This window comes from Anaerobiospirillum succiniciproducens DSM 6400 (assembly GCF_000482845.1).
Classification (GTDB): Bacteria; Pseudomonadota; Gammaproteobacteria; order Enterobacterales; family Succinivibrionaceae; genus Anaerobiospirillum; species Anaerobiospirillum succiniciproducens.
Window position 1 is genome coordinate 1 of the sequence record NZ_AXWV01000049.1, and the last position, 17,433, is coordinate 17,433.

The following is a 17,433-nucleotide window of genomic DNA, read 5'->3' on the forward strand; positions in this document are numbered from 1 at the left end:
TGCGCTTCAAATCAAGGATTTCTTTAGCTTGAGCTTCATACATCTCAACGCTTATAGGATCATGATGCAAGTCTTGGTTTAAAGCTGTTTTATTGGAGTTAGTGAGATCATTTGTATGATCTTTTGAGTTGTCTTTACTAGTTTGAGAGCCAAGATCATGGCTTGTGTTGCACGGAAGATCTCGTTCTTGAGTAGAGTCATGATCTTTAGACAAACCGCCATTTAAAGCGGTTTGTTTGATGTTTTTAAGATCGTGGTCATGATCTTTTTCATTCTCTTTACGAGAATGAGATTTAAGATCGTGACTTTTGTTGCATGAAAGATCTGGCTCTTGAGTAGAGTCATGATCTTTAGACAAACCGCCATTTAAAGCGGTTTGTTCGGTGTTTTTAAGATCGTAACCATGATCTTTTTCATTATCATTACGAGAATGAGAGTTAAGATCGTGACTTTTGTTGCATGAAAGATTTGGCTCTTGAGTAGAGTCATGATCTTTAGACAAACAGCCATTTAAAGCGGTTTGTTCGATGTTTTTAAGATCACGGTCATGATCTTTGTTGATGTTGAGATCGCTATTTCTATGATCTTTGTGTAGATCTTTGATCTTGTTTTTAGTTATAATATTCATGTAGATTTTTTTTGTAAGGTCAGCGTGCAGCACAGTTAACATGTGTTGCCGCTAATCAAACTAAGATCATACAAAGTTCAATTAGCAGCTGCATTGCAGCTGACCCACATAAGGTTACAGGAAATTATGGCTTAAAGAAAAAAAGCCAATCCTAATCCTTATATATCCCGCCTTTATTGGCAAGTGTATCGATCACACTTTAGCCAAAAATATTTCACGTCTATATACAGCCAATCATAAACAAACTACGTGTTTTTGAATGTCTAAATATCCATACACCAAAACACTAATACTTGTAATCTATTGGCTCAAATCTCAACTCTCGACCCAATTTTCTTTGGCTATATATAAAAAAAGGAGCCAAATGGCTCCTTTTCAGTTATTAAATAATGCTGTTAGTATTTTTGTCTGCCTGATAGACTACCTTCCTTAAGTAGCCTATCCAAAGCTCGCCTACTTATGACTGTAGGAAGTAAGTCACTATTGAACTTGTGCTGGAATCGCCCACTTGAACGTTTTCTGGTAAAACATGTATAACCAGAGCCGTCAACAACGAATACCTTGCATATGGTTCTTCGTTCATTCAATGTCACAATAACTACAGGATCAATACCGCTCCAACTTATATTGATAGTGTTAGAGACAAGCATATCGAACATAGTTGGTATGCCATAGCGGGCTGATATCGGGGTATTCACCATATAGATGAGGCAGTCTTGAGGGATGATCATAGCCCCCTCCAAGAGAGACCATCTTGCATATGATGCAGTCTGGCTTGTTTTAGTCTATTCATGTGCATGTTTCCAAAAAACTGATAAACATGCGGTTCATAATAGTTATGCCAGTTTTATTTTAATACCCCCCAAATATCGTACAGATACCTTTAGCCTCAATCATCAAGCAATCACGTTGAGCTTAATCAGCTCTGCGTATCTAATAGTACTTATAGCCAAAAGGCAGCCATCATAGCTGCCTTTTGAATGCACCATACCCAATTCAGTATGGTATAGCCTTAGCTCATATCACTACGACTACTTATCGAGTGGATGGATCTTGAGCTTTGGTAAAGAGTTTACGATCTTCACCGTCTCAAGACTTACAGTAATCACACGTAAGATTAGGTTAAAGATGTACTTTTCATCGCCAACTTCCGCAGCGTAATCGTTGTAGTCATTCACAATGCCTGTTTCTTTATCCTGCTTTACGCAGCAACGCTCAACAATCCAGTCGAGGCCAGACTTCTTATTTACGATGTACTCCTGAGCTTCAAGAGGGATGTTCTTGATGGTCAGAGTATCGTTATATACGATGCATGTCTTGTCCTTGGCTGCATTACCTGTCTTGCCCTTGATTTTGCCGTAAGCAAGCTTCTCTACACGGTAGTGAACATTATCCGCCTTTTCGATAGTGCATCCATTGTATGGAGTTACACTTTCGTAATTGACGTGAAGTTCAGCTAACTTACGACCAGCTTGTTCAAAAGCCTTAAATTCAGCATAAGTTTCGACTCTAGGTATTCTAGGTAGTTCTTTTACTAAATTGTTTGCATAAGTATCCCGATAATCTATTGAGTGCAGTAAACCATAGATGTAGTAGAAGACTGCATCAGCATCAATAGCAGCACCTTCTGCTCCATAGGCAGCTCTAAAGTGCTCAACAGCCTCAGGCTTAATTGCATCCTCACGAACATATCCATGCTCATCCGCCTGAGCCGACGCAAATTCCCCAATTACACTACCCTTCTGAGCTTCGGTATAAACGTAGCGTGGGAGGCATTGTCCGTTAAAGTTGGTCTGAACATCAGATATACAGTCACTGATTAAACAGCTAAACTCTTTTGATCCTACACCGCAAATACCAATTGTAAGATTCTCTGCTCCGTTATAAGGGAAGAACTGAGGCATTAATCCTTTTCTATGAATCCAATTCTGATCCATATAAATTAATTGCTTTATAAATGGCCTGTATAATGTAGTACGAACAAGGTCACTGTTGAATTGAGCGTCAATTTCACCTTTCTCTAACTGACTCTTTTTGGATGACGTCCATTTGATCTTTTTTGAGTCATAGTCATACTCAAAAGCAGCGCCAAGGCGCTCATACTCTTTAACCTGTGTATTATAAAAATTAATACATGTTGAAAAATTCTTAGCAAGTTCTTCTTTGCTTGAGTTAAACGACCAAACGTCTCTTCCAGTTTCTATACCTCTTGAATAGGTTATGAATACTGCAGATTCATCTTGATACTTACCATCTAAAGTAATGAATTTGGCGTAATCATCCCGTCTTTGGCTAATCCAGTCACCATGCTCATCTGGCGTAATTTCGGTAAATGAAGCGCCTGATATGCTATGCATTTGCTCAAGCTGCTCAAGCTTTTGCTCACGAGTCAAATAGTCGTCCACGCATCCAAACTTAATCACGCCATGTTCTGATGAGGCAGGGTTCTTAACTAAGACAGTGATGGCAATTGGAGTTCTTGTTCCAACTCCGAAGACATTGTCCTTCTCTTTGCGACGCTGCTCACCTGAGGTTCTTGCATTGCCTTTAAGATGGTAGATATAGATGGAGTTAAACTCGTCAGCAAAGCACTTACGCATGCCGTTTGCTGCAGCAGAATCAATCCAGCCAGCATTGGATACAAAAGCAACTATGCCGCTCTCACCAATCTTGTCTGAGGCCCATCTAAATGCCTTAATGTATGAGTCGTACAGGCTATTCTTATTGGTAATTTTGCCAGCTTTTGCGACGTAGGTTTCTTCTAAGCGGCTTTCGAGCTCAGGGTAGTGCTCATTTTGGTTGTTGTCATTACCGCTTGACTGACCTGCTGAGTATGGAGGATTACCAATGATGACACGCAATGGCAGCTTATCCACCTTCTGTCGTAATGAGGCATTACGCTGGATGTTAGAGGACATCAGCGGCAGCACATCAGCATCATGAGTAGCAAAAGTGTCTGTGAGTACTGTGACGTTATTAGCCTCGTACTCTTCATCACTATTTGGTTTGAGCTCGTCATATACAGACTCGATATTGATAGAGGCAACGTAGTATGACAGCGGTACTAACTCAAATGCATGAAGCTCATTACGGTACTTATACGGCAATGATGCGCGAGGGATGATGGTCTCATCTAACATCATGCGAGTAATGAAAGTACCGGTACCAGTGAATGGATCGAGGATATGTACACCCTGATCACCTAAGCTGGTATTGAACTCCTTTTTGAGTATGTCGTTCACAGAGTGGTTAATGAAATCCACCACTTCAATTGGAGTATAGACAATACCGAGCTTTTCTTGCTGCTTTGGGAATGCCACCTTAAAGAAGCGGTCAAAAAGATCAACAATCACAGCCTGACGATCTGCTAAAGACTTAACGTTCTTCATACGATAGCCCACGCTTTCGTAGAAGTTCTTCAAGTCATTGGTAGCTACCTGCATACCAAAGTGCTGCAGAGTCTCAAGCATCTGAGTGAGTGAGGATGCAATAGCGTTCTTCTCGGTAAATGGATGCTCTTTGAATAATTCATCAAGAACAGGCTTAATCACAATATGCTGAGCGAGCATATCGATGAACTCGTCATCACTTAAGGTAGCGGTCTCATCATCAGCTATGCCATCTTTAGTAAGGTGACCATTGATAGCCGCAGACATCTGATTTTTGAAATCATCGAAGAGCTTCTTTGCCTCAGGATGTTCAGTATCCTCAAGTACTCGCTTAATGTTCTTTGCCTGATTAGAGCAGATTAAGGCTACATCCTTAGCCCAGTCTTCCCAAGTTCTGATATTACCCAGCTTCTTAATGATTGCTGTCTTAATGGCCTCTTCAACTCTGATAACGCCGTAATCAAGATCAGCCAAGAGACCCTTAGAATTTGTTGGCTCATCCTTGCCAGGCTTTGACGGATCGATAGCTGGCGTTTTACCTCCAGATGAGCTCGATGAACTCTTTGAGATTTTGCTGTTAACTACGCTTATTACCTCAATACGATCGTCAATCTTCATTAAACGACCATCTACAAGCTCATGGCTTGGATTGATAGATCTAAGCGCGTTAAGTACCTGCCAAACAACCTTGAACTCCTCGGAGCGATCTAAGGTCTTCTCTGGGTTCTCAACATCCTCTGCCACAATAGGAATAATCACATAGCCACGCTTCTTGCCAGGGGCAATACGCATGACACGGCCAACTGTCTGCACAACATCGACTTGGCTCTTACGTGGTGCAAGGAAGATTACTGAGTCTAGTGAAGGTACATCCACACCCTCACTTAAACAGCGTACGTTAAAAAGAATCTTACACTCATTATCTTGAGGCTCTTCACGTAACCAACTGAGTAAGTTAGCCTTCTCAAGTGCGTTCATGGAGCCATCAATATGCTTTGTTGAGCACTTGAGATTATGCGAGCTCGTGAAGCAATACTCGTTGTAAGCATTGTCGTTAGCTAAAGCTGCAGCCTGTTCATCCGTAAGGTTCTTAAACTTAGCAGAGCGTGACTCAACGTCTTCACGATACTCATCAATCACGTCTTGGAAATACTGTGCAAAGTCTTTTGAAGAGGTCTTCTTACGCTTGCTGTCATGATTAATCTGCTGAGCAAAGCCTACAGCACGACGCATATGACCAAGGTCATCGGCAAGCTCATCGCGAATACCATACTTATTGAGCGCCTTCCATGCACCAACCACACGTGAGGCATGGTTATCGGAGAACTGATCAGCCTCTTCGGCGGAGCGGAATGTATTAGCATCTCCCACTAAAATGATAACTTTGTAGTCAACAAGACAGCCCATCTTAACTGCCTTCTCAAAGTTCATAGTGTGGAATACCGGTCCAAAGACATTTACATCGTCCATGGAGTAAAGAACAGCTTCTTTGTTGTTCTCTTGCTCTCGGGCTGCAGTACCATAGACCTTTGGAGTTGCGGTCATGTAAAGACGCTTTTTACCTTTAACGTACTCATTGTTGTGGATGCGCGTAAAGGCAGCTTCTTCATCATCAATCACCTTGATAGAGGCTGTTCTCTTTGCCTTAGCTTTCTTTGCCGCTGATGCACTAGAGTCATCTTTACTGCTCTCGCTTGAGGCATCCACCATAGCAGCATCTGCTGTTGCTGCAGTAGCTGCATCAACATCACTAACAGCTGAACCAGCAAAGATAGGGGATGCTTCATCTGCCTTGGCTGGACGTGCCAAGTTAGATGCTTGATTAATCAGATAGGCACCTGCAGTACGATGGGCCTCATCACAGATAATGAGGTCAAACTCTGGCATTGGGTTAGCTACAAAGCTACCCTTAGCCTCATCGCCATTTTGCGCAACAGCAATAACATCAATTGACTGATAAGTACTAAAGACAACAGTCATACCGCCATCGGAGCTCTGTTTGCTCTTGGCTAGCGCATCGTTAACCTTCTTGGCTAGGGTTTCAGCATCAGTTGTGGCTGGATAGGCAAGCTCACTTGCAGTTAAGAGCTCGTCACTCTTGCCAATCTTTGAGTCTGAGCAAACAGCAAATGCAGTTATTGGATGAATGGCTTGCTGCTTCCAGTCAGATAGAGTTTGGCTGAGGAGAGATAGGGAAGGTACTAAAAAAAGCACCAGACCATGCTGTCCTACTTGTGCTTCAGCGGTACGCAAGGAGGTAAAGGTCTTACCAGTGCCGCAAGCCATGATAAGCTTGCCTCTCTCATTAGTTTTAAAGCCCTCAATTACGTTATTTAGGGCCTCTTTTTGATAGTCTCTTAGAGTACGCTTGATAACCTCAACTTTACCCTGGGTCTTAAGGTAGCTAGACCAGTCGATAGAGGAGTTAGCCAGCTTCTCGCGTGTAATGATGGTTACTGGAGTCTTAAGATCTTTAAGCTCTTTTTGTACGTTTGGGCCCCATTTTTGGTTAGTGGCAATAATGAAGCGCTTGGAATAGTACGTCTTATCCGAGGCCGAAAGAAAAGAGTCGATATCATCCTTGGATACAACTCTATCTGCAGCATAAAACTTACACTGAATGGCAGTATAAGTCTGCTCTTTAGCCTCGTCAGCCATGACATCAGTAGCGACAAGGTCAATACCAATATCTTTAGCATTAATCTCTAGATCGCTATGCTCTTTGGCCCAGTCAGAATACATCTGAACCTTAGTAAACTGATCCTTGTAAGTTGGCTCATTAGTAAGGAAGTCTAATGAGAGCCTCTCAAAGTCAGTGCCCTTGTCTCGATGGGAGAAGTTGCTCTGTTCAATAGCTTTTAACAAGTCATTAAAAGCAGAGGCATTATCCACTACCTTAAAAACACCACTACTGTTTCTTTGAGACACTTGGATCTGTTCAGACATTACAAGCTCCATCCAATAACCAAAAATGATTGAGAGGGTAATTATACTAGGATAAAGCCAGTGCAGACGGTACTTTGCAAGAAAATACCGGCCTCAACTAAGCCCACGAGCCCAGTCTTTATCTTGCTCAAATCATGAGTAATTTCACTTGCAAAAGAACACTAACCAATAGCCATACGAACAAAGATCTTAGAGGTCATAAATCTGCCTCTAAACTAGCGCAAAGTCCTATTAAGCCCCAGATTAAAGCCTCAGAAATAAGAGACCAAGCGAGCAGTCGCTTACAAACGAAGCCGCATAAGATAGGGCATAAGCCTCTAAACAAGCACGACGTCCTCACAACCACGTATAACAGCAGCCTCGTAAGATAGGGATAAGCCCGAAGCCAGCACAAAGTATTTAGAACCCCATATCTAATGCTTGCTGGCTGCTTCGTATTTTTTCAGATGTATGATAATTAGCACTTCATAATACATTTCCATTGTCATTACTTCGTACCAATCAATACATCCTCAATACAATTAGACAGCCTTAGAAGATAGGGAACAAATACAGCTCAACCACTTTAAAAAGCCCAAGAGATAGGATATTAAGCCTCACAGGGACAATCTCATATAGCATGAGAAGCAACAGAATAAACGTGCAGCCATCCAACAATCAGACTAAGAAGCTCGCAAAAGAGCAGCACGTGGGACTCTGCCTTATCCAAGCAGCCAATTAAATAATCCATAGCCTTTAGTTTTAGTTAACCTCAGAAGTACCTAATATGCATACAGCTGTAGAGGTTGTTGTAATTCAGGTAATAAAGCACATAAGCACTCATGCAAAAACTGCATAACTCAAGAAACACATAAATGGCATACTATGTCATAATCACAAATCCGCACATAATACTTTTCTTAACATATCGTTATAATTGTTCACGTTACTATCATATTGTTTATGTTTTATATTTAGAGATACGCATAGACAGATTCTGACCAAAAAAGTAGGGCAAACTCTCACCCTTTTATACCTCCAAATCCCCATCATTTGTACGTTACCATTCACCAGCGTCAAGCTTGCCACCAGAAGATAGCGCACCACGCAAAATTTCCAGCCTCACCTAAGACATCATAATTCTGTAATGATTTCACAACTTCCAAAAACTCCAAGCAGTCCCACTTACTAAACAAACATCTTCTATCAGCCGCCACTACCATGCTCTTCTTCACCCGCACATCCCAGAACCACACTACAAAACATATCGCTATTTATATTTCACGCATTCATTAATGCGTTATGTTTTATACGATAAGCAGCATCCATAAACTCAGAATAGGGCATAATAATTATCATTCCTGACACCATTAACCACCCATATTTCACATACTTATATACCCACATAATAATAATCCTTTAGCCTTAAAAATTCCTCTTACTCAAGCCTCTTAACCAGCCTCTCAGACCACCTAAAGCATGACCTTCCTGCGCCACTTTTGAACACCCAATCCATCTCTATAAAAGTAGGGCATGACGCTTCTGGCTACCAGACAACCATCTCCAAAATTACTCCATTCCTGCCAAAGTACTATCCGCTCATTTAGCTCCATAACCACCCCTTTTAAAACCAAAATCCTTACGACAAGCTCTCGCCATTCACCATCCTACAAATCCACCTGCCAGCCTCTAAACAGCAGCCGGCCGCTACCCCGTTCAGAGGCTAATACCCGAGCCATGGGCCGCAGCAGAGTAGGGGAAAGTGCCTTTCAATTCTGTTGCTGCAGCCTCATCTTGCTGCTGCTTCTGGTATCAGTTTTATGCAACAGTTATTGCCTTTTCGGCTGTAGCTAACATAGAGATGTCGGCAGCAAAAGCCCTCTCCTTCAGAGGCTCTTTGCCCTGCCAGACAGCTCATTTAGGATGAGCTTCTGAAGCAGAGATTGGTGCTTTAGAGGCTACGGCATTTGCATGTGACGGCGGGATGCGTGGCAGCTTTAGCTGCGTAAGCTAAGTTGTGCTTACTGGACAGATTTGGCAGCTGCAGCTATTGGGCAGCTGCTGCCAAATTTAGGTGGCTACTTTGGGTGGATTAGATCATGATTGGCGGATTGTGATCGAGTTGGCTGGCTCTGGTTGGTGTGATAATGATCATGTTTTTGGTAAAAGTATTTTTTGTGGTTTTGGGGTTAAATTATTGATATTTTTGCGGTTTTGTGGCATGTAGAGTTATTGTGTTGGTGTTTATTGAGTGGTGGATTGATGATCGCATAATTGTAGTTATGTTAAATATAATGGAAAACGAGCCACCAGAAGCCCGAAGAGGCGCATGAAGGGGTCTAAAGGCAAATTCTGGGATTCTTCTATATAAAGTTATGCGAAGTTGCATGACACGCTCATAAAGGTAGCATATAGACGTATATGAGCTGCATATATATGTAGCGATGGTCTTGGAGCGGCTATATAGAGTGGTAGAGCGTGAGCTGCCAAAGAGCGCTTTATAGAGGACTAAAGGTATCCAGAAGGACTTTAGAGAGGGGCGGAGCGGCAGTTAAGCAGTATCAGGATAATGTAATGATATTAATGGAGGCAATGAAGTTAATGGAGGTGAGATTTGGCTGCTAGTGCGCCTATATGGGCAGGAGCAAGAGGTCTAGCAACAGCATCTCTTATGTAGCTGCTAGAGTACTGTTGAGAGTGGTGAGATGGCTTCTGCAATGGGGAGATGATGGCCAGTTTTATAGCGTAGACTGGCTTGTGTTGTGCCTTATATAGTTATGTGGATTTATTATTTTAATAGCATCAGGCATGATGATTATATGTGTTAGTTTTTGAGGTGTAACGCCCTATTCTGCTGTGGCGGTGGACCTACTTTTGGCTGCAATTATGAGGGTGTTTTATGGGCAGTTGCTGCCTTCGATGGCCCTATTCTTGGCTGCGTTTTCGGGTGGTGTATTGAGGGTATTAAGAGCGGATACGCCAAGGGTAAATGGCAGGTGTTGCCCTACTCTGCTGGCCCTATTTTTTGTGTGGAGTGATGCTTGATTGCCCTACTTTTTGTCTATAAAGGCACTATGCTGCTACAAAAAGTAAAATAGCTTAGATATGGGATTTTGTGATTAATGTGCTTATGAAGCGATTTGAGAGATGTAGAGCTATGGTTATAGGCCTATTTTGCTAAAAGCATCTTTTATAGTATTAAACATACCTAGATTGATTATAACGATAGCTTTAATGTGTTATGTTTTATTATGTTAATTAGTGCAGATAGGGTCATAGAGCTGGTCAGTGATATCACATTATTGTAATGCTTATGAATTTTGGAAGATGGTCTGTGAGGTTAAATTTTCGCGAGTGTCATCACAGGGGTTCTGATAACTGTGGCTACCTGCCTTCGGGCTTGTTTTGAGGTGATGTGAGGGATTTTGTGTTGCCAATGAGCACTAAATGGCTTATATATGGGATTTAATGAGGGTAAATGAAGAGATTTTGCTATGAGTGGTATAAGTGGAGGTTTTATGGTGCAGATTTGCTGATAACTGCTCTCTATTTATAAAACATATTATTATGATTGGATCGCTATATTAAAAGATAATATGTTTTATGAATGTGTTTTGATGTTTTAGAGGTGAAGCTGGAAACCTTTTGTACTTAGTGCCCTATCGCCTACTTTACACTTAGTGAGTATAAGTCATAGTTGGTGTAGAGCATTTAGGGCAAGTTGTTATGGCTATGGCCTATGCTAATGGCTAGGTGCTGCTACGTCATCTAGATTATCAGAGCAATAGACTTGCTGATAGCAGCCATCTGCGCATTTGGTATATATAGCCGCTACGAGCTTATGCTGTGGGCTTATGAACAATCTGCAGTGATATGGAGCGGTCGCTGCAGGAGTGGTGTCTGAGTCGTGTGCTGGTAGCTGTGCTGATGCACTCTTAAGCTGTGTGAGGGCTGCATTTGTGTTGGCAAGCTTAAACTCAAGGCTAATATCCTCTACTAGCTCTGGTTTATCGGCATTTATGGGGCGATAGATGATGATCTTGCCCTCTTCTGTATCAAGCTTTGCTGCGCTTCCCCTTTGAGTAGCTTGGAAATTCAAAAGACAATAGATAAAGAAGGCGCTTAGCTTGTGCCCGTTATCTATTGTGATTACGCCCTCAGGGAGGGTATTTAGTAGCCGCTGCATGTATATGCCAAAATCAGCAATGCCATGGTGTTGATGATGTTCAAAAGCATCTTGGTAAAGTTTATCCAAAGGGCTTAGCAAGGCAGCAAGATTATAGTTAGAACTATGTGTATAGTTACGCACGTTCGTAATTACTGATGCTAGAGATTTGGTAGCGTCGTTATTGGCAAGGCCTAGGTATATGTTGTCATAGTCGACGCGCTGAATAGCTAAATAACCAGACTGATACAAGATAGCGATGGCATTATCAGCATTGAATAGCTCATCTGTTGATAAGTCGACCTTTAATGACTCGGTATTCACGCAGATCATGCGCTCTTGGCTCTTAGGTAGAGCATTTGAGCTCAGCTCAAGTAAGCACAATGGTGTCCATGCGTCGATGCATTCGGTCAACTTAGGGTCAGTTTGATCAAGTGCGTCAAATACATGAGGATAGAGCTTAGCTACGACCTGTTCTCTGACCTTCCGTGAGCCGAGCTTGATAAGCTGTAACAAGAATCTTGAACCGCCACCTGTTTGCCCCCAGTAATTATCAAAACTACGGGTTGGCTTTATTAAAAAGCGTGAAATGCTGACCGTATTAAAGACGCGCTGACTATCAAGGTTAGAGCTTTCTTGGCCATTGAACAGGTAACCACTATAGTAATGACTAAGCTTAGTCATTAGCTCATCACGGCCTAGCATTAGCTGTTGCTGCGCATGATCAAGCTCTGGAGCAAAGTTGTGCTCAAGCTCTTCTTTTGTGTAGCCGCAAGAGGTGGCGTATCTTGGGTCGAGTGAGATATCTATAAGCTGATTTGGCTCACCGAAGATTGAGCTCTGTACATAAGAGCTGACACCAGTAATAAATACGAAGCGAAAGTCTATCTTCTTAATGGCTGAAAACAGATGACTGTAAAAGTATTGGAGCTCGCGAGGATCTTCCTTGAACATCAGCCCATCTTCAGCTGAAGTTTCCATGACTCCATCAACTGAGACTGCACTGGACAAGGAAACTGCAGAGAAGTTCATCCGTATGATCGATCTTCTTGAGGACCTTGATGACGTTCAGAACGTATACCACAACGCCCAGATCCCAGATGATCTCGAGATGTAATTAATCTTCATCTCAAAATAATCTTGCGCCTCAAGGATGAACTTTATTTATCATTGTGGCCATAGTGAAAATGCCACAGCATGAAACCAAAATTTCGTCATGCTGCGGCATTTTTGTTTCCATTCACCAAAAATAGCCATTGAATAGCAACGGCCACTTAATATTATTTTGGTTTAGCAATGCCCCTGGTATTGATATCAGGGTGTTGATACTCAACGGCATAAGTGCCGTCACGGTTAATCCTAGAGACAGCAGCAACTTGCTTAAGAGCATTGCTAATGACAATGCAATAGCGGTGCGGATCGGAGTTAAGCAAACTAAAGCCATACTTGCGATCGACCATTTGCTTAGAGCCCTCATTAAGTTTCTTGATGATATTCTGGCGACAGCGTGCTAGCTTAAACTCAATGATTACGTCAGGTACCTTTAAACCATTTACTTTCTTATAAATCACAAAATCTGCATAGCCAAATAAAGATGCGACTTCACGCTGTGCATAAAATCCTGTGCACATCATTGAAAAGCCTATGATCGAGGAGAGGACTTCCTCGTAATTAGGTTCTTTGAAGATCTTTTGATCAAAACTATTGAAGATGTTGCTAAATAGATCAGCAATACCCTTACCGCCTTGATGCAGGCGTTCAAATACCTCTTTCTTATTACTAAGCAAGCTAAAGAGCTTATGGTTGATTCCAGACAGTTCTGGATGAACTTTTTTGAGCTCTTGCATTAAAAGAGTTGCTAAAGAGTTTGCAACCTCATGATTGGCTAATCCCAAGTATGCATCGTTGTCTATAATCTCCTTAATGCTTAAGTAGCCACCTTGGAACAAGATGGCTATAGCATTATCTAAGGAGAGGGCCTTAATATCGTCATGTTTGACAATTAGGCTGTTTACATCAATAGATAGAAGGTGTTTGTTAGCTTGATTTGTTTCCGACTTATCTATTGCCAAGCTAAATACTGGGAAAAGGCCCTCGATTGCCTCAGCTATTGATGCATCCACCTCTGTCTTTTTATCTATTGAGTTTTGATAGATACTGTTAAGAAGCTGGTTAACAATAGCATGATTACATTGCTGTAACATCTTGAGTATAAATGATGATTGAGCTCCTGTGTTCGACCAGTAGTTGTTAAACCCCTCTTCAGGTTCGCGAAGGAATAAAGAGACACTAACAGGGCTAAAGACACGTGTTTGTTCTTCGGGCTTTTTTGAAAAGCTATAACCATCGTAAAAATAGCTCATAGCCTTTAGAAGCTCATCGTGGCTTAGGTTTGTGACTTCTTGAGCTCTCTTTAGCTCAGGTGCAAAGTAGTGCTCAATTTCTTCACGTGTATAGCCACAGCAGGTTGCATAATCACTATCAAGACTGATATTTATGAACTGATTTGCACCAGAGAAGATTGATGTTTGAGAGTACGAACTTACACCAGTAATAAAGACCAAACGAAAGCAACGTAGACTTTTGATAGTAGAGAAGAATGATGTGTAGATTGGCAGTAGCTGTTCAAAGAGCTCTGGATTATCTAAATTTCTTGATAGAGGTGCGTCATACTCATCAATAAGTAACACAACTCTATCACTACAAAATGGGCGATCTCCTTCCTTTAACTCAGGATGAGCTGCTAAAAACTCTTCGTCTTTAAGCTTAGCAATGCATGCTTGAAAGAAAAACACGAAACGCCAATCTAATATTTTGTTTGTAGGGATTTCAAATCCGAAGTATAAAGCCCAGCCATCCAGATAATCATTTAAGCTTTTCTTAAAATCATCTACTGAAGATATATCAGACCTACTCCAGTCAAGGTGAAAGACGAAATAGCGATTAGGATCAGGCCAATGCTCGTGGCAGTAGAGACCTTCTGTGCCTACTGTGCCTTTAGAAAACAGATACTCTAAGGTCGATACCATGGTGCTCTTGCCCATGCGACGAGGTCTTGTGAGCAAAAATGCGCCTTCATCTTTAGCTAGCTCACATGCAAATTTTGTCTTATCGACATAAATCTTATTACTACTAATCAGTTGCTCAAAAGAGGCAAAATAACCGTTAGTAATGAGTCTGCGTTCCATAGGCTCCCTCTACACATACGACCAAGCTGAAAGAAAAGGCTTTCAATATGATAACGCTTTAGCTGAGCATAGCATCAGAAAAGCCTTTTAAATAATGTCTTAATACGAAGTACCTTAGGCAACAAGCGATCGTCAGAGGTACTTAATGGGCGTAGCGTGCTATTCTGACTCGCTTTCATGTGAGTTATAAGATGATGATGCGGCTACTCTTTGCTTAGCTAGAGCTTGTATTAACTGCTACGTCATCTAGCTTATCTGAGCGATAGACTTGCTGATAGCTGCCATCTGCGCATTTGGCATCGATAGCCACTACGAGAGCGTGCTGTGGGCTTATGAGCACGCTGTAGTGATGTAGGGCTGTTGCTGCAGGATATGTATCCGAGTCGTTTGCTGGTAGCTGTTCTGTTGCGCTCTTAAGCTGCGAGAGAGCATCTTCACTATCGGAAAGCTTAAACTCAAGGATAATATCTTCAGCTAGCTCTGTGTTATCGGTATTAATGGAGCGATAGATGATGATCTTGCCATCCTCGCTATCAAGCTTTGCTGCGCTTCCCCTTTCAATTGCTTGGAAATTTAACAGCCAGTAGATAAAGAACGCAATTAGCTTGTGCCCGTTATCTATTGTGATTACGCCCTCAGGGAGGGTATTTAGCAGCCGCTGCATGTATATGCCAAAATCAGCAATGCCATGGTGTTGATGATGTTCAAAAGCATCTTTGTAAAGTTCACCTAAATGGCTAAGCAAGGCAGCAAGATTATAGTTAGAACTATGTGTATAGTTACGCACGTCTGTAATTACTGATGCTAGAGATTTGGTAGCGTCGTAATTGGCAAGGCCTAGGTATATCTTGTCACAGTCGACGCGCTGAATAGCTAAATAGCCAGACTGATACAAGATAGCGATGGCATTTTCAGCAGTGAATAGCTCATCTGTTGATAAGTCGACCTTTAATGAATCGGCATCCACGCAGATCATGCGCTCTTGGCTCTTAGGTATAGCATATGAGCTCAGCTCATATAAGCACAATGGCGTCCACGCGTCGAAGCATTCGGTCACCTTAGGGTCATTTTGATCTAGCGCGTCAAATACATGAGGATAGAGCTTAGCTATGACCTGTTCTCTAACTTTCTGTGAGCCGAGCTTTATAAGCTGTAACAAGAATCTTGAACCGCCACCTGTTTGCCCCCAGTAATTATCAAAACTACGGGTTGGCTTTATTAAAAAGCGTGAAATACTGACCGTATTAAAGAGGCGCTGTCTATCAAGTTTAGTGCTTTCTTGGCCATTGAACAGGTACCCACTATAGTAATGCCTAAGCTTAGTCATTAGCTCATCACGGCCTAGCATTAGCTGTTGCTGCGCATGATCAAGCTCAGGAGCAAAGTTGTGCTCAAGTTCTTCTTGTGTGTAGCCACAGCAAGTAGCAAAGTCCTCATCAAGTGAGATGTCTATAAACTGATTAGCACCAGAGAAGATAGAGCTTTGAGCATAGGAGCTGACGCCGGTAATAAAGACATTGCGAAAGTACGAAAGAGGCTTGATTGAAGAGAAGAACTCTACGAGTTCTAATCTTATTTTTTCTAAAAGTTCTGGCTTATCCTGGCTTCTAGTCAAAGGAGCATCATACTCATCGATCAATAGCACGACCTTTTTAGAAGATAATTGGCGATCTCCATTCTTTAGCTCAGGATGTTGGGATAAAAAAGCCTCATCTTTGAGCTTCTCTAGGCATAATTTGACTAAAATCTCGAAACGACGAGCTACACGTATATTTGTTGGGATTTCAACACCAAAGTAATAAGCATACAAATCGATATCTTGTCCAAATTTTTGCTGAAACTGCTCTTCTGAAGATACTACAAAGTTACTCCAGTCAAAGTGAAAGACAAAATAGCGCTCAGTCAGTGGCCAATGCTCATGGCAGTAGAGACCTTCTGTACCTACAGTGCCTTTTGAGAACAAGTACTCTAAGGTCGATACCATGGTGCTCTTGCCCATGCGACGAGGTCTTGTGAGCAAAATGGCGGCTTCATCTTTAGCTAACTCACATGCAAATTTGGTCTTATCGACGTAAATCTTATTACTACTAATCAGTTCCTCAAAAGAGGTAAAATAACCGTTAGTAATGGCTCTGCGTTCCATAGACACCCTCTACACATACGACCAAGCTGAAAGAAAAGCCTTTCAATATGATAACGCTTTATCCGAGCATAGCCGCAGAAAAGCCATTCAAATAATGGCTTAATACGAAGTACCTTAGGCAACAAGCGATTGCAGAGGTACTTAATGAGCGTAGCATGCCATTCTGACTCGCTTTTAACGCATTAGACACGTTGATGCGCCTACTGCTTGCTTGGTAAGCGTTGGTTGTGTCTCTGCAGTGTGTTTTAGCTTTCTAATGCATGCCTGTCGTGGCTTCTATTGTGCTTTTGCTTAAGTTTGCATGGCCTTGCAACCCTATTTTCACTTTATTTTGAAAAATGCCTTGCACTGCTGTGAAATTTACGTATAATGAGCCCCGTTCCAAAACACGGTGAGATGTCCGAGTGGCTGAAGGAGCACGCCTGGAAAGCGTGTATACGGTCATCCCGTATCGGGGGTTCGAATCCCCCTCTCACCGCCATTACGAAAGCAGCATTAAGCTGCTTTTTTCGTTTATGGGCTCCCTATTTTTCAGCCGGCTTTAAGGCGTCCTCTGTTTTCCTCAGCAACTCAATGGCCTACTTGTTCATTGCTCATCCTTCTTTTGAGCAATTCATGTCAGGCTACCCTATTTTGTGTTGCTTAGCTCAGCTTATCCCAAGGCAAACTCGTAAGTCATTACTAATGTTTATGCTGCCTAGTTCTTTTAGGCAGGTCACTCCATTCGATGCGTTTCTGCAGCTATTGGGAATATCCAATGTTGTGAGGCTCGCCTTCAACTTGCTTATCTGCAGCTATGGTGAGTGAGGGTATTGGTCTTTCGTGTTGGGATGCGCTGCTTGCGAGCGAGGATTGACCTTTTGTTTGGTTAGGTGAGATGTTACGGCTTAGCGTTGTGGTCTATGCATTAATGTCGCTGACGTTGCGCTTGGTTCAACTCTAGAGTGATAGTTAGTACGGCTCTGCTGTGATCTTATTTAGGGCATATGCCATAG

At 42.1% G+C, this 17,433-nt stretch carries 5 protein-coding genes, 1 tRNA gene and 1 pseudogene; 2 read left to right on the forward strand and 5 right to left on the reverse strand.

The window, feature by feature from the left end; all coding sequences use genetic code 11:
• From H524_RS14855 to H524_RS0107600, 3 genes are all read right to left on the reverse strand, one after another.
• Positions 1-628: hypothetical protein (locus H524_RS14855; protein ID WP_156907575.1), on the reverse strand; the 628-nt coding region annotated here is incomplete at its 3' end.
• 1,031 nt (positions 629-1,659) lie between these two features.
• Positions 1,660-6,963, reverse strand: a complete 5,304-nt coding sequence (locus H524_RS0107585; RefSeq protein WP_156907576.1) for a type ISP restriction/modification enzyme — start codon at positions 6,961-6,963, stop codon at positions 1,660-1,662.
• Positions 6,964-10,684: 3,721 nt separating this feature from the next.
• Positions 10,685-12,061, reverse strand: coding sequence for a P-loop NTPase family protein (locus tag H524_RS0107600; protein WP_027939793.1), 1,377 nt, complete (start codon positions 12,059-12,061; stop codon positions 10,685-10,687).
• 4 nt (positions 12,062-12,065) lie between these two features.
• Here H524_RS0107600 and H524_RS17070 point away from each other — a divergent pair.
• Positions 12,066-12,224: pseudogene (locus H524_RS17070) on the forward strand (YebC/PmpR family DNA-binding transcriptional regulator); the annotation flags it as partial.
• Between the two features lie 163 nt (positions 12,225-12,387).
• Here the strand turns inward: H524_RS17070 and H524_RS0107610 are convergent.
• Positions 12,388-14,295, reverse strand: a complete 1,908-nt coding sequence (locus H524_RS0107610) for an AAA family ATPase (protein ID WP_027939794.1) — start codon at positions 14,293-14,295, stop codon at positions 12,388-12,390.
• 214 nt (positions 14,296-14,509) lie between these two features.
• Entirely contained in the window at positions 14,510-16,438 is a 1,929-nt protein-coding gene (locus H524_RS0107615; RefSeq protein ID WP_027939795.1) for an AAA family ATPase, read from the reverse strand.
• A 390-nt stretch (positions 16,439-16,828) separates the two neighbouring features.
• Between H524_RS0107615 and H524_RS0107620 the strand changes: the two genes are divergently transcribed.
• A tRNA-Ser gene (locus H524_RS0107620) sits at positions 16,829-16,919 on the forward strand.
• Positions 16,920-17,433 lie beyond the last annotated feature (514 nt).